Origin of the sequence: Alkalicella caledoniensis (assembly GCF_014467015.1) — a bacterium.
Lineage (GTDB): Bacteria > Bacillota > Proteinivoracia > Proteinivoracales > Proteinivoracaceae > Alkalicella > Alkalicella caledoniensis.
In genome coordinates this window covers 1,473,016-1,488,241 of sequence record NZ_CP058559.1, presented here as the reverse complement: position 1 = coordinate 1,488,241, position 15,226 = coordinate 1,473,016, and the positions used below count along the sequence as shown (strand labels likewise).

Below are 15,226 nucleotides of genomic sequence, written 5' to 3'. Positions count from 1 at the left end.
CGTACTTGCATATAAAAACAAACAAAAATTCTTCTTACTCTTTACCTTTCAACTTTCAACTTTGGAACTTTCAACTCTTCTTATCTTTTGTTATCAAAAAAAAGTTATGTATCTTTAAAAATAATTTGAACCTTTTGTGATTAAATAATGTCATAATATATGAAAGAGCTTTTAGCTAGGAGGGGATATAGTGGAGTCGAATTTAGAAGAATTGATTGAAAAAGCAAAAAGAGGGGATTGGGACTCATATTTGAAAATTTTCTTCGGACAAAAGGATACTTTATATAGAAAAGCCTTTTATATTACTAAAAATCATCATGATACTGATGATGTGATGGAAGAAAGCATTATAAAGGGATTTAAAGCAGTGAAAAAAATAGAAAATCCCAAAAAGGTATATGCATACCTAACTAGGATTGTTGTTAATAACTGTTATGATTTGCTTAAAAGAAATAAAAAGACAACACCATTAACAGATGCGGTAGTAATTACTGAATTTACCCATAGTTCATCCACAGAAAAATTGGATTTATACAGCTATCTAGATAAATTAGAAGATGAACATAGGACAGTTCTAATACTGAGATTTTTTGAGGATATGAAAATTGAAGATATCGCATTAAGTCTAGATATCCCAGAAGGGACAGTAAAATCCAGGGTATACTACGGCCTTAAAAAGCTTAAGTCAATGATTGGGGGGCAATACCGTGAAATGTAATGATATAAAGTTAGAATTAAGCCAATATTTAAAGGGAGAGCTTCCCAGTGAGGAAGAGAATACAATATCTGATCATCTACAGTTTTGTGAGGAATGCCAAGCTGAGCTGGAAATGATTAAAGAAATGGAAGAGATTTTTAACGGCAATAAAATTAAACTAAACATGCCAAATACCACTGAAAAACGTATGTTAAAGAAGATTAATAATGTAAAGAGAACAAGTTATATCAGAAAAGTGGGGTCCCTCGTGGCTGCTGTCCTTATAGTTGCATTGATAACAACTGCATCCATCTCACCAGCCTTTGCAGAATTCATAAGTAACATACCAGGAATTAGCCATATACTAGAGTTCATTAACTATGATGCTACATTAACTAGGGCTATTGAAAATGACATGATGCAGCCCATAGATGAAGTATTTGAGCATAACGGTATGAAAATTCATTTTGAAGGTCTTGTGGCAGATGATTCAAATATCATACTTTTTTACTCAATAGAAAATTTAACTAGCTCAGTGATGGAATCCCGAGCTATTAGTTTTGAAAACTTCAAGATTGGGGACAAAGAGCATCCCACTTCTTCGAGCACCCAATATATTTTAGACATAAATCCTGGTGAAACAAAAAGAAGTACAACGAGGTTCCACTATAATCACGAAGGTAAAGAAAAACAGGTAACTTTAGATGAAACTGTAACAGTAGATGCATTTGTTAGCAAATTATCTGACACCAGTGATGATAAAAAGGACTATCTAGAGGAATATCTAACAACCCTTGAATTAAATATAGATGTAGAGAGGTTTGAAAAGCTGACTGAGACAATAGATATAGACGAGGAAATATTGGTAGAAGGACAAAAAGTATATGTGGAAAAAATAGTTATTAAACCTACGGAAGCTATACTTGTTTACAGTGTTGATGAAAATAACACTAAGGAAATTTTGCAAAATGACTTTGAGTTAATGGATGACAAAGGTAACAGATATAAATCTAAAGGTGGCTTCCATACTGGAAGTGTTTCATCTGAAAAACTTGAATCACCTATATTTGTGGATTATAAAGAGCTATATTTAGTTGGGAAAAGTTTCAATGCTGTGGACAAAGATAGTACAGAATTTGTTGTAGATCTAAAGAAAGAAAAAATTATCAGAGGACCAAAGGATATAAATTTTACAGAAATTATCTACAATAATCACTGGGATGAAAGAATGGGTATTACATTATCATGCCCAAAAGATACATGGGTGAGTAATATTTATCATGATATAGAAGGAAATGAATATGACTCATCATTTGGAGTTTCCCTTGGACCTGACCATATTACACTCTGGATAAACCCAGATGAATTAAAGAGTGATCAGATTATATTTCAATTAATAAACTACCACACCACAATAAACGAAGAATTTAAGATCAGACTAAAATAACATCAAAGGACACCAGCTGGTGTCCTTTATAATTTACGAACTCATTCTCTTTAGTTCCCCATTATAATCACAGATTATACCATCACGCATGAGAACTAGCCTAGTGCCATAGCATGCAGCTTCCTTGGAGTGGGTTACTTGTATAACTGTTTTCCCTTGCTCCACATTGATTTTCTGCAAAAGCTCCATTATTTCTGTACCTGTTTTCGAATCCAAATTACCTATGGGTTCATCAGCTAATATGATATCTGGGTCATTTATTAAAGAACGGGCTATTGCAACCCTTTGCTGCTGTCCTCCTGAAAGTTCCCTTGGTGTATATTTGCGACGGTCTTCTAGTCCTACTATATTTAATATTTCATCAAGCTTATCCTTATAATCTTTTACTTTCTTCCCATCTAAAAGCATAGGGACTAAAATATTTTCTTCCACTGTGAGATTAGGAATGAGATTGTAAAACTGGAATACAAAACCCATTTCCTTGCGTCTCATAATACTTTCCTCTTTATCCTTAAGGACGGAAAGTTCTTTCCCATTTACTAAAATCTGGCCAGATGTGGGTTTATCTAAAGCACCTAGGAGATAAAGCAAAGTACTCTTTCCTGATCCAGAAGGACCCATTATTGATACAAACTCACCCTTTGCCACATTAAGGTTTATATCCTTGAGAACCTCTACGTCAACAATGCCCATTTTAAAGTTTTTATATATCTCTTTCGTTTCAATAACATTCATGTTAATTAAACACCTCTATTCATATTTAATTGATTGTATGATATTCATTTTTGATGACTTAAGTGCTGGGCTTACAGAAGCCAGTACCATTACCAAAACCCCGGCTACTAGGAAATAAATAAATGTGCTCACTTGATAATGCATAGGGATGTAAGCAGCTAAGGCCTTTGTTAAGTAAGGCATATTACGAATGATAACAAGACTGCCCATTATTCCCAAAATTCCACCTACTAAGCCACCTGTAAAGGACTCAATCAAGATCATATTTCTAATCTGTAATTTGCTCATCCCTAAAGAACGGTACATTGCTAAGGAGCGTTTTCGCTCTATAAAACTTATTATTAAATTATTGATAATCCCTAAGAGCCCTGAAATCATAGCTAAAACTGAGAATGCTGATAGAATACCAAAAACCTGAGCGTTATTCTCTAAATTCATACGTTTTTGTAATTCCAACGTTGTGACGAAGGGATTTAAATGATAAAACTCTTCCCTAAGTTTCTTTGCAATTGATTCTGAATCTTGTCCTTTGGTATATATGGATGTGTAGAATTCAGCTTTGAATAAGCTCTTGAAATCTTCAATTGTTATTAGAGAAAAGTCGCCATTGTCGGACATTGATTCAAAGGTTCCCACAACTGTAAAATCTTTTTTTCTACCATTTACCCTAAAGGTTATATTGTCACCTTTTTCTATCCCATAAATCTCACTGACCTTTGCTGTTACTATAATATTGCCATCACTGAGTTGTGCAAGATCATCAGGTTTAATTCTTAAACGCCAATAATCAATATAATCAGGGGTAATACCCTTAAGAACTATCAGCTTTTTATCAGAGCCTTCAACTGAAATATGATTTGCAGTCATTATCCCTGTAGCACTTTCAACACCATCTAGAGAACGTGTTTTTTCTAGGGCATTCTCATCAAGTCTGTTAGCCCTAATAACAGAAGCGTAGTTACCATAGTTATCATAGGTTAGGGCAACCTCTTGGGCCACAGAATAGCTCACCACGTTTATTGAAAGCAATAGTGCAATAGCAATGGCTAAAAGTGTGACACTACCTATTATACTTTTATTGTTTCGTATATTTTTGCAGGCTAAAGTACCTATATTTCCGAATATCCCCGTTAAGATTTTTTCGAATATCCGTACTAAAAACATAGTGGCATAAGGCACTAGTAGTACAATAGCTATAATGGTAAATAACATGGCAAGCAAAGTTACAGCTAAAAGACTGTACATATTAGCTAAACTTGGAACTATTATGGCGAAAATTATAAAAGATACTCCCAATACAACTTTGTACATTTTCTTGGATTTAGGTTTTTCCATTGTATTTAAGATTATTTCTTTAATGGAAAACTTGGTGCTATTTAGTATGGGGGCGATTCCACTTACTAAGGTTATTGTGAATGCAGCCATGAATGATAGTACTATGTTAGTAAATGAGTAAATAGCTACCACTTCACTTCCGGTACCAAAGCCTGTAGTTAAAGATACTGAGATAACTTTCAAAATTCCGATTCCCAAAAAGATACCTATTGTCCCTCCAACTAAGGCATACACTATTGTTTCTCCCATAAGTACTAAAGATGTCAATTTTTTAGTAGCACCTATGCTTCTAAAAGTTCCTGTTATTGGCAATCGTTCTTTCATCATCAACTTAAAAGAAGTATAAATTATAAAGAAGCTTATGAAAAATACTAACCCAAGGACAATATTAAATGGCATTTTTATAGTGCTCACCATATAGTCTATATCATCTTGAGGGATTGCATGACCTACAGAGAGGTTATCATACTTGATACTTAAATCAGTAATAGTACTATCTAAATCACTGGAGTTAGAACGTATAAAAATTGAGGAAACATAATCGTCAGCTAAACCATATACCTCATGGATTTTTTTAGGGGAAACCAAGAATTGAATCATCTGACCATCCTCCATGAAGGGACCTTTATTTTCCGCAATTCCTACAATCTTGAAGTCATGTTCCTGACCAAAAATCTCAAGCTCAACTAAATCATTGAGTTCTAAACCATGATGTTCACTAAAACCTTTTCCAATAACTACTTCGTTATTATTGAGGGGCTTAAGAGAACCCTGCTCTAAATAATAGGGGTTGAATTGTTTTATGTCATGGAAATCAAAACCTAACAGTTTAACTGTTGTGAGTTCGAATTCTTCTCCCCTATGCAACGCCATGGAGTCAACAGAGGTAACAGCATAATCCCAATCATTACTTGTGGTTATTACATCGGCCTTAAAATAAGGGGAAGGGGAGCCTTCACCAGATGTTATTACAATATCGGAACCTCCTACATACTTTGTCATAGAATCTAAAAAGATTTCTGAAACGGTGTTTGGCATTGTTGTTGAAGCAAAGAAAAGAGCAGTTGATATAATTACTGCAACTAGGATCAACAAAGTCCTGAGTTTTTTCTCAGTTATACTTTTTAAAATAAACTTAATTAAAATACCCACTAATAATACCTCCTAAACTAGTTTGGCAAAGTCAATCATTTACTAGACCAGATATATTATAAGGCATTTTTATTACAAAACAACATATATAATGAAAAGTTAACAATAGTTTAATAAATTATAATATATTGGATACCTTTTGATTTTTGCCTAAAGATGGTAGAATATAGGTATCTAGACTATCAAAATAACTAAGGGGGTTTTGTTAAATGAAAGTTTATATCTCAGCGGACATTGAAGGTATCTGGGGAGTAGTATCCCGCAAGCATATAGCTGGCGAGAGCGGGGATTATTTAAGGGCAAGAAAGCTCATGACCCAAGAAGTAAACCTAGTATGTGAGGAACTCTTTAGAAATGGTGTTAGAGAAATAGTCGTTAACGATTCCCATGGCCCCATGGACAATATTATAATCGAGGATCTGAATCCTGATGTGAGCTTAATAAGTGGTTACCCTAAGGATTTAAGTATGATGGACGGTATAGATGAAACATTTGATTGTGCCATGCTAATAGGTTATCATCCCAAGGCTGGTACAGAACAAGGGATATTTGACCACACCTATTCAGGAAGAATAGTGTCAAAGCTAACAATAAATGGTGAGGAAGTTGGGGAAAGCGGCCTTAACGCTTTAGTTGCTGGCCATTTTGGTGTACCAGTAGTCCTTGTAGCAGGGGATAATAAAGTTACATGGGATGTTAAAAAAGAGATCGGGGATATTGAAACAGTGGCAGTTAAGGATACAATTTCACGCTATTGCGCAAAGAATTTACCTTACAACAAGTTGAAGAAATCATACCAAGAAGCTGTAGCTAAAGCAGTTAATAATATTGAAAAGTACCCTATTAAAAAACACAACAGTCCATTAATACTTCAATTGGAATTTTTCCAATCGGTTATGGTAGACAAAGCAAATAGCTTACCACAAGTAAGAAAGCTAGACTCTAAAACCGTTGAGTTCCATGCTAAAGACCCAGTTGAATTATATAAGTTATTTAGAGCACTAGTAACATTGGCTAGTGGAGTACTTTAGGTTATGGTGTTAGACATACTTATACTAAATGGCGTTGTAATAACAATGGAAGGAAAAGGTCTAGGAATTATAGAAAAAGGTGCAGTGGGTATAAAAGACAACAAGATTGAAGTTGTTGGTGAAAGCAGAGAAGTTGAAAAAAACCATACGGCCCACCGTTACATTGATGCCACTGGAAAAGTAGTTATGCCGGGGCTTATCGATGCACATATCCATACAGGCATAGGAATACTAAAAGGACTTTCTCAAGATGTAGATAATTGGATGCAAAAGGGTTTATGGCCCTTCACTAAAGCGCTGACACAAGAAGCTAAGGTCAAAGGATCTATGGTCAACATAATGGAAGGTTTAAAGGCTGGTACCACAACTTTTTGTGACTACGATGAACCCATGCTTGATATAGTAAAAAACCATGCTACACTGGGGACCCGGGCTAGGGTCGCTGAAACAGTAAACGAAATGCCTGCAGATTTAAGTGGGTTAAAAATAGGGGACGTCTACCCATTAGACCCTTCTATCGGGCAACAAAAACTACAAAAAGCCATGAAACTGGTAGATAACTGGCACCATCAGCAAAATGGTAGGATTACCTGCCTCTTTGGTCCCCAAGGGCCAGACATGGCATCAAAGGAGTTACTATTAGAGATAAAGGACCTAGCAATAAAGCATCAAACTAAAATACACATGCATGTGGCTCAAGGTGACCGGGAAATAAATCAAATGATTAAACGCTTTGGTAAGCGAAGCATTCAATATCTAGATGAGATTGGTTATTTAGATGAGTACTTGATGGCTGTGCATTTAACTGAAGCCACAAAAGAAGAAACTAGACTGCTAGCTAAAAAAGGTGCTTCTATGATTCTCTGCTCTGGTAGTATTGGAATAATAGATGGAATTGTTCCACCTGCCTTTGAGTTTTTGGAGGTAAGTGATAAATTGGCCCTAGGCTCAGACCAAGCACCAGGGAACAATTGTAACAACATGTTTAACGAAATGAAGTTCACAGCTATACTAAACAAATGTAAACGTCAAGATCCAACCATTTTCCCAGCATGGAAGGTACTGAAATTAGCTACTATAGATGCAGCAAAGGCAATTGGTTTGGATCATGAGGTAGGATCGTTGACATCTGGGAAAAAAGCTGATATAATCATTATTGATTTTAACGAACCAGCACTTTTTCCACTTGTCAATTACCCTGTGCGTAACGTGGTTCCAAATATAGTTTATTCGGCTAAAGGTAGTGAGGTAGAAACTGTCATAATAGATGGGCGAATTATAGTTGATAATAAAACCATAACAACTGTTGACGAAAGACAGGTTGTTAAAGAAGCCCATAAACATGCTGTGGAGATATGTAACAAGGCAGCAGAAGGTATCACAGAAGATAACAACATGTTCAAAATGATGCAAGAAGGACTGTTGTAAAAAAACGGGGTCAGGCTTCATTTATTCATTATTGGATAATTGAAGCCTGACCCCCACAATAATTACTTAAAGGATGAGTAAAATGAGATTTCGCCTAAGACCTAATGTCAAAATCGGTATGAGAACAGTAAAAACAGCTTTAGCAGTAACCATAGCTATAACAATTGCTTATATTTTAAACTTAGATTCGCCATTTTTTGTTGCAATTGCCGCTATAATCACACTACAAGGAAATATTGTTGACTCAGTCCGCATGGGGAGAGATAGAATCTTAGGAACTATTATTGGTGCATTGGCAGGGCTTGCCTTTTCATATTTGGCCCTTGGTAATCCTATTATAATCGGGTTAGGTATAATCGGACTTATTTATGTTTCTAATTTGATAAACTTTAAGAAGACAATTTCCATATCAAGTGTGGTATTTGTATCTATAATGTTGGATTTTGGTGGAGGTAACCTTATCTATTCTAGCTTAAATAGGGTTATTGATACATTTGTGGGTATAACGGTGGCTGTTCTGGTGAATCTAGCTATTTCACCACCCTTTAGTAGGGATATTGTTACTGCGGCATGTAAAGATTTGGTAAAAGATTGTAGTAAGGTAATTATAAGTCTTGTGACAAAGGAAGAATTTTCCCTTACCCAAATTGAAAATGAACTAGCTATTTTAGAAAGAGAGTATCCTACATATAAAAGAGAAGAAGAAACCCATCTGGTTAAAGAAGGGGAAGTAAACGTACATGAGGCTAGGGTCCTTGTGAATAAACTTTTTCACAATATCCACTTACTAGCGGAAATGGGCACTGAACACAAGATTAGCCCAGACAATTCTGCTCTACTTTATAGTGTTTACCAAATAGAGAAATCCTCAGATGATAACCTCACAAATGAAGACAGGGTCTATAACTATCTACTGACAAAGTCTATAAAAATAATAACTGAACTTTCAGAAGCTTTTAAATCATAAGGCGCCTTTCCAAGGGAAGGCGCTTTTTTATGTGCTAGAAAGATAAAATTTGAACAATTCACCTATTACTTGCATAAGATAAAATACAAATCAGTTAAATGAGAATGAAAATCGTTATAAAGGAGTAGATATATATGTGTGGTATTACAGGATGGATAAACTTAAAGTCACAACTACCTCAAAATACAGAGATAATTAAAGATATGACAAATTCATTGTCAAAAAGAGGTCCCGACGAAGAGGGATATTATATAGATAGAAAAGTTCACTTAGGTCATAAAAGACTAACAGTTGTTGACCCATCAGGGGGTAAACAACCTATGATAAAGAAATATGGTGACAAAAAATATACTATTATATATAATGGAGAATTATATAATACTGAAGAAATTAGAAGAAAACTTTTAGATAAAGGTCATCAGTTTAAATCATACTCTGACACAGAAGTGTTATTAACATCTTATATGGAGTGGGGAGAGAATTGTCTACAGGAGTTTAATGGTATTTATGCATTTGCCATATGGGATGAATATAAAAACAGCTTATTTATGGCTAGGGACCCCTTAGGAGTAAAACCTTTGTTTTATAGTATTATTGGTAATGATTTTCTACTAGGGTCAGAAATTAAGGCACTACTCAAACATCCTGATTTGAAGCCGGAAGTTAATTCCGAAGGACTAAGTGAAATATTTGGCTTAGGACCAGCAAGATCCTTGGGAAGTGCAGTATTTAAAAACATAAAAGAACTACCACCTGCACACTCTTTGCTTTTGGATTCATCTGGCATTACTGTTAGAAAATTTTGGGATTTAGAAGCTAGGGAGCATACAGACTCATTGGAAGTTACGGTGGAAAAAGTTAGGGAACTACTTCTTGATTCAATCAAAAGGCAGCTTATATCCGATGTTCCTGTGTGTATCTTCTTATCAGGTGGACTTGACTCCAGTGCAATATCAAAGGTTGCATCAGATGCATTTAAAGAAAAAGGTCAAATTCTTAAGACATTTTCCATTGATTATCAGGATAACGATAAATATTTTAAGTCTAGCGTATTTCAACCAAACTCTGATGGATACTGGGCGAAGCTTATGTCGAAGAATATAGGTAGTGAGCATTATAATATAGTTTTAACACAAGACAAACTAGTTAAAGCCCTAGAAAATGCCGTAAAAGCCAATGATTTACCTGGGATGGCCGATATGGATGCTTCCCTATATCTTTTCAGTGAAGAAGTTAGAAAACAGGCAACAGTTGGATTATCAGGGGAATGTGCAGATGAGATATTTGGGGGCTATCCATGGTATACAAATAAAGATATGCAAAATACAGGGACATTTCCATGGTCTCCTGCAATTAAAGAGAGACAGAACATCTTGTCCAGGGAATTAGCATTAAATCTACCTTTGGAAGCTTATGTAAATGATAAATATCAAGAAACCATAAATAGGACACCTAAGCTAATGGGGGAATCTAAAGAAAATTCTAGACTTCGTGAAATATTCTATTTAAATTTAAAATGGTTTATGGTAACCTTATTAAATAGAAAAGACAGAATGACTATGGCAAATAGCTTAGAGGTTAGAGTGCCTTTCGCGGACTATCGGTTAGTTGAATATTGTTTTAATATACCAAATGCCATGAAATTCACAGATAACAGGGAAAAAGGCTTATTGCGTAGGGCATTAAAGGGTATACTTCCTAATGAAATAGTAGACAGGAAAAAAAGCCCTTACCCTAAAACCTTTCATCCTGAGTATACAAAACTAGTACAAAAGTGGATGGGTACTATCTTAGCTGATAGCAGTTCACCAATATTACAGCTTATTGATTTCAATCAAGTACAAGAATTAGTTAAAACAGGTGGCAAGTCCTTTGAAAAACCATGGTATGGTCAGTTGATGACAGGACCCCAGCTAATTGCATACTTGATTCAAATAGATTTATGGATGAGGGAATACAAAGTTACACTAGTGAACTAAACCTCTCTAAAAAATATAAAATAAGGAGTGGAAAAAATGACTGATTTAATTTATTTTCTAAAACCAGAGGAACACAACAATCCCTCAAACCTAAAAAACATTTTAGAAAATCACCCAGAAATAAAATTTATTTCTCTTATGGGTATTGACCTTGGAGGAAATGCCACAGATGAAAAAATACCTGTGAGCTTATTTTTGGAGGATATTGAAGGATTTTTAAAAAGTGGAGTACAAACCGACGGATCTTCTGTTGTACTTCCAGGTATTGCCACACTTAATAATGCAAAAGTAGATATCATGCCTGACACAACTGTTAACTGGTTTGTGGACTATAATTATAATTATGTGGATGAAAACCATAAACCAGTGGGTACCTTAAAGATACCTTCTTTCCTTATTCACAATGGGAAATTTGTAGATTCTAGATCTATCCTAGTAGCTGCCACAAAGAATTTTGAGGTGAGTATTCTAGAAATTCTTAAAAACAATTCTGCCATATTAGAAAATGTGGGAATAGATAGTTTTGAAGATATAGAGAAGATAAATTTTACAGCTGCAACTGAGTTGGAATTTTGGGTTAAGACACCAGAAGACCGCGAAGATGTGGAAAAACTTTCCACATCTCAAACTTTAAAAGAACAATATTGGAAGAGAACCCAAGGATCCGTAAGAACTGCCTTAGAAGAAACCATGTTACTACTAGAATATTACGGTTTAGAGCCTGAAATGGGCCATAAAGAGGTAGGCGGTGTAAACAGTACAATAGGTATTAACGGAAAGTTGAACCATGTTATGGAACAGCTTGAAATCGACTGGAAATACAGCAGCGCAATTCAAACCGGTGATAATGAGATATTAGCCCGTGAAGTAGTTGGAGATATTTTTAGAAGTCATGGTTTAGAAGTAACCTTTGCAGCTAAACCCATTGAAGGCGTAGCAGGAAGTGGAGAGCATACTCATTTTGGGTTATCTGTGACACTTAAAAATGGAAAAGTTAAAAATCTGTTTTCTCCTAAGAAGATGACAGATGATTATATGAGTATCGTAGGGTATGGAGCACTTATGGGAATCCTAAATAATTACGAGTTGATTAGTCCCTTTGTAACTCCAACCAATGACGGTTTTAACAGATTAAAACCAGGATTTGAAGCACCAGTTTGTACAGTATGTTCACTAGGTCACGATGCCAAGACACCATCAAGGAACAGATCCATTTTGATAGGACTTATCAGAGATATGCAAAATCCCCTTGCCACAAGGTTTGAGTTAAGGGCTCCGAACCCCCTTTCGAACACTTATTTAGTTATGGCAAGCTGTTATCAAGGTATGATGGATGGAATAGTAGCTTTTAAAGACGCAACAGATCCTAGGGAACTTGAGATGGAACTATCAAAAAAAGCTGGTGAACCAGCAAAATATCTTGATAAAAATAGAGAGTATCGCACTGAAGAAGATATATTCGAATATTATACTGACCTGGAAAGGGATGATTTATTTGGGAAACCACCTGCAACGGTATGGGAAAATGTTAAAAATTTCTCTACCTTTGGAGAAAAAAGGAGTATGCTCCTTAGGGGAGACGTATTCAGTGATAGCGTTATAGAATCCTTTAGGTTAGCAATAATTAAGCAATGGAAAGAAGAATTACTCCACAGAATCATACCAGGTCATATTGAAATAGTCAGGGAATGCCAGCAAATCCACGATATAGAAACAAGTTCAGATCTAGATGTGGTTAGATGGAAGAAAATCATCGAAATAAAGCATAATATTATGAAAGATAGCTTGGAGAAAAAATCTCTAACAACTAGATTAAGAGAAGCTTTGTCAGAAAAAGAATACGACCTAGCATCTGATCTACAGCTACAGCTTGCAGATACTATCAAGGAACTTAAAGAACTGTATATTAGCTATAAAAGAAACTTGTTTTAAGACACAAAAGGGGTTCAGACAATACGTCTGAACCCCTTTCCAATCTATCTTAAGCTAAACCTATCAACCTTACTATCTGTGTGAAAACAAAACATACTCCTATCCCAGCAACTGTTGGAATCATAAAGGATGCTAAGGTCCACTTAAAACTCTGGGTTTCTTTCCTTATTGTTAGTAAAGTGGTACCACATGGGAAATGCATTAGAGTAATTAACATCACGTTAACAGCTGTAAGCCAGGTCCATCCATTTTCTACTAAAAGGGTTCTTAATGCATCAAGGCTATCAAGTTCAAGCATTGCTCCAGCGGACATGTAACTCATTATTACTATGGGCATTACGATTTCGTTAGCTGGTAGACCTAATATGAATGCCATGAGTATATACCCATCAAGGCCAATTAAATTGGCAAATGGATCTAAAAAGCCTGCACTATGGTCTAGCAAACTCATGGTGCCTACATTAACATTTGCCATTATCCATATAATAACCCCAGCAGGGGCAGCTACCAATACAGCCCGGCCCAAAACGAACAGAGTTCTATCAAGAATTGACCTAACAATAACTCTACCTATTTGAGGTTTCCTATAAGGAGGAAGCTCTAGAGTAAAGCTTGAAGGAAGCCCCTTGAGGATTGTATTGTATAAAATTCTTGATATTATAAGTGTTGATATCACACCTAGTACAATAACGCCTGTTATAGCTGCAGTTGCAACAAGTGATTGCATAGGCCCTTTTGCAGCTCCCGCTATAAAAATAGTAGACACAGCAATCAATATAGGGAAACGACCATTACAAGGAACAAAGTTGTTTGTAATTATAGCTATAAGCCTTTCTCTAGGTGAATCGATTATTCTACATCCAATAACCCCTGCAGCGTTACATCCAAAACCCATACACATTGTAAGGGCCTGCTTGCCGTGGGCTTTTGCTTTTTTAAAGTAGTTATCTAGATTGAATGCTACCCTAGGTAGGTAACCTAAGTCTTCCAATAAAGTGAAAAGAGGGAAGAATATAGCCATAGGAGGAAGCATAACAGCTACTACCCAGGCCAGTGTCCTATATAATCCAAGGACTAAGATTCCGTGAAGCCAATCCGGTGCATTAAGTGTTACGAATATATCAGTTAATCTAGGCTCAATACTGAAGAATAGATCTGCCAATGCCCCTGATGGGTAATCGGCGCCCTCAATTGTAAACCAAAAAATAGCACCTAGTAAGCTTATCATTATAGGGATTCCAAAGAATCTAGAGGTTAAAATCTTATCTATTTTTCTGTCTAGCTGATTATGATTTTCCTTCTCGAATACAACTACCTGCTGAGAAATATCTTCTGCCATCCCTACAATACTTGAAACTATTTCGTCTCTAATTGCTGAGCTACTTAAGTTAATATCGCTCCCCGCAGCAGTTTCATTATCTCCAATCTCGAGTTTTTTAGCTAAGTCTAAGCCCAAGTATCTATTTATAGATTGAAGAATTTTTTTATCACCATCTATAATTCTCAATGCTAACCATCGACTGTCTAGTCTATCTTTAACTATTTCTTGTATTTTTGGTGCTAAAGCTGATATAAGTTCCTCAATCTCTTCGTTGTACTTAACCTTTAGTGGTCTAGTTTCAATACTACCCATGGAAACCTTATCTACAGCATCCATTAACTCATCTAGACCTTTGCTACTTCTTGCAGTTGTTCCTATAACGGGAACCCCTAGTATAGTAGATAATTTTTCTAAATCTACTTTTATTTTTTTGCGTTGTGCTTCATCCATTAAGTTGACACAGATAACTACTTTGTCTGTTATTTCTAGTATTTGTAGAGCCAAGTTAAGGTTCCGTTCTAAACACGTAGCATCTGTAACAACAATAGTTGTTTGTGGTTCTCCAAAGCATATAAAGTCCCTTGCAACCTCCTCCTCCACAGAGTTTGACATAAGTGAGTATGTGCCAGGAAGATCTACTAAAATAAAATCTTTGTTTTTGAATTTGTACCTACCTTGGGCATTGGTTACAGTTTTACCTGGCCAGTTACCTGTATGTTGATTAAGACCTGTAAGACTATTAAAAACAGTACTTTTACCTGTATTTGGATTTCCTGCCAAAGCTACAACAACTTCGGCGTCATGTTTCTTTTGAACGTTGAACATTTCCGATAGTACGCTAGTACCTGTAGACTTACTAGTTAAACCCACAACTAACCACTCCTTAAATTATTTCTACCATAATTGATTTTGCTTCTTCGGACCTTAGGGCAATCACAGCTCCTCTGATGGTGTAGGCAGTGGGATCACCGGAAGGACTTTGCATTAATGATTCCACCGTTGTATTTGTTATTAACCCTAAATCTAACATTCTTCTACGAGAGTTCCCACTGCACTTTAAACCCACAACCCTTGCGTAGCTCCCAACGGGAACATTACTTAAGTTTGTAATATTTGAACTCATATACTGTACCTCCTTATTTTATAGATGTGTGAAAAAAAGTTAGGCGTGTGAAACTTTTCTTTTCTAATAGCAATATATG

At 35.7% G+C, this 15,226-nt stretch carries 11 protein-coding genes; 7 read left to right on the top strand and 4 right to left on the bottom strand.

Annotated elements, in window-relative coordinates; translation table 11 throughout:
* Window positions 1–190 precede the first annotated feature (190 nt).
* Window positions 191–718, top strand: coding sequence for a sigma-70 family RNA polymerase sigma factor (locus HYG86_RS07225; RefSeq protein WP_213168410.1), 528 nt, complete (start codon window positions 191–193; stop codon window positions 716–718).
* Window positions 708–2,144: a DUF4179 domain-containing protein gene (locus HYG86_RS07220; protein ID WP_213168408.1), complete on the top strand. Its 1,437-nt coding sequence runs from the start codon at window positions 708–710 to the stop codon at window positions 2,142–2,144. Before HYG86_RS07225 ends, HYG86_RS07220 begins: the two co-directional genes overlap by 11 nt.
* 33 nt (window positions 2,145–2,177) lie before the next feature.
* Here HYG86_RS07220 and HYG86_RS07215 read toward each other — a convergent pair whose 3' ends face one another.
* Both HYG86_RS07215 and HYG86_RS07210 read right to left on the bottom strand, forming a co-directional pair.
* On the bottom strand, window positions 2,178–2,879 hold the full coding sequence (locus HYG86_RS07215; RefSeq protein WP_213168406.1) for an ABC transporter ATP-binding protein: 702 nt from the start codon (window positions 2,877–2,879) through the stop codon (window positions 2,178–2,180).
* A gap of 15 nt (window positions 2,880–2,894) precedes the next feature.
* Complete coding sequence (locus HYG86_RS07210) at window positions 2,895–5,366, bottom strand: FtsX-like permease family protein (RefSeq protein WP_213168405.1); 2,472 nt, start codon at window positions 5,364–5,366, stop codon at window positions 2,895–2,897.
* Window positions 5,367–5,575: 209 nt separating this feature from the next.
* On the opposite strand from HYG86_RS07210, the gene HYG86_RS07205 reads away from it, so the two are divergent.
* From HYG86_RS07205 to HYG86_RS07185, 5 genes are all read left to right on the top strand, one after another.
* Window positions 5,576–6,397, top strand: a complete 822-nt coding sequence (locus HYG86_RS07205) for a M55 family metallopeptidase (RefSeq protein WP_213168403.1) — start codon at window positions 5,576–5,578, stop codon at window positions 6,395–6,397.
* A 3-nt stretch (window positions 6,398–6,400) separates the two neighbouring features.
* On the top strand, window positions 6,401–7,825 hold the full coding sequence (locus HYG86_RS07200; RefSeq protein ID WP_213168401.1) for an amidohydrolase family protein: 1,425 nt from the start codon (window positions 6,401–6,403) through the stop codon (window positions 7,823–7,825).
* An 82-nt stretch (window positions 7,826–7,907) separates the two neighbouring features.
* Window positions 7,908–8,792 (top strand): FUSC family protein, encoded by an 885-nt coding sequence (locus HYG86_RS07195; protein WP_213168399.1) that lies wholly within the window; start codon window positions 7,908–7,910, stop codon window positions 8,790–8,792.
* A 134-nt stretch (window positions 8,793–8,926) separates the two neighbouring features.
* Complete coding sequence (gene asnB, locus HYG86_RS07190; protein WP_213168397.1) at window positions 8,927–10,771, top strand: asparagine synthase (glutamine-hydrolyzing); 1,845 nt, start codon at window positions 8,927–8,929, stop codon at window positions 10,769–10,771.
* A 36-nt stretch (window positions 10,772–10,807) separates the two neighbouring features.
* Window positions 10,808–12,703, top strand: coding sequence for a type I glutamate--ammonia ligase (locus HYG86_RS07185; RefSeq protein ID WP_213168395.1), 1,896 nt, complete (start codon window positions 10,808–10,810; stop codon window positions 12,701–12,703).
* 49 nt (window positions 12,704–12,752) lie between these two features.
* Here the strand turns inward: HYG86_RS07185 and feoB are convergent, their stop codons facing one another.
* Entirely contained in the window at window positions 12,753–14,894 is a 2,142-nt protein-coding gene (feoB, locus tag HYG86_RS07180) for a ferrous iron transport protein B (RefSeq protein WP_213168393.1), read from the bottom strand.
* 13 nt (window positions 14,895–14,907) lie between these two features.
* Entirely contained in the window at window positions 14,908–15,147 is a 240-nt protein-coding gene (locus HYG86_RS07175; protein WP_213168390.1) for a FeoA family protein, read from the bottom strand.
* Between the last annotated feature and the right edge of the window lie 79 nt (window positions 15,148–15,226).